Here is an 894-nt window from a genome sequence, read left to right as displayed (position 1 = left end):
AAAGCGGCCGATCAGCTTCGGATTGCAGAAAAAGAAAATATCTTTCAGCTGTTCTTCCAGCCCGCCCTTGATCCGAAAACGCTGCCTGAAGAACCAGAAAAAGCGATCGCAGAAGGGGCTGCTTCCGGCATTCCGCTATTGATTGGAACAACCCGTGATGAAGGATATTTATTTTTCACCCCGGATTCAGACGTTCATTCTCAGGAAACGCTTGATGCAGCACTCGAGTATTTACTAGGGAAGCCGCTGGCAGAGAAAGCTGCCGATTTGTATCCGCGTTCTCTGGAAAGCCAAATTCATATGATGACTGATTTATTATTTTGGCGCCCTGCCGTCGCCTATGCATCCGCACAGTCTCATTACGCCCCTGTCTGGATGTACCGGTTCGATTGGCACCCGGAGAAGCCGCCGTACAATAAAGCGTTTCACGCATTAGAGCTTCCTTTTGTCTTTGGAAATCTGGACGGATTGGAACGAATGGCAAAAGCGGAGATTACGGATGAGGTGAAACAGCTTTCTCACACGATACAATCCGCGTGGATCACGTTCGCTAAAACAGGAAACCCAAGCACCGAAGCTGTGAATTGGCCGGCGTATCATGAAGAAACGAGAGAGACGGTGATTTTAGACTCAGAGATTACGATCGAAAACGATCCCGAATCTGAAAAAAGGCAGAAGCTATTCCCTTCAAAAGGAGAATAAATATGGAGAAAACAGGATACATTGGTGCTGCCATTGTTGTGGCAGCTTGTATCATTATTTTGTCGGCCGTGGTATGTTTACGGGACACAGTCTATTACCAGCCTATGCGCTGGACTGGCATCATACTGTTTTTCGCGGGAATTGTGATGGTTCCCGCATACTCAGCAAAAAGAAAACCCGGAAAAGAGAAGT

The 894-nt window shown here is 47.3% G+C and carries 1 protein-coding gene and 1 pseudogene; both read left to right on the top strand.

From position 1 onward, the window contains the following. Positions 1-702: pseudogene (pnbA, locus tag RAC86_RS39230) on the top strand (para-nitrobenzyl esterase); the annotation flags it as partial. Positions 703-704: 2 nt separating this feature from the next. Next, on the top strand, positions 705-894 hold a 190-nt coding region (locus RAC86_RS39225), incomplete at its 3' end, for a hypothetical protein (protein WP_038429676.1).

Source organism: Bacillus sp. LR_5, assembly GCF_042709275.1.
The sequence above is the reverse complement of the archived record's forward strand: the minus strand, read 5'-3'. Positions and strand labels throughout refer to the sequence as shown.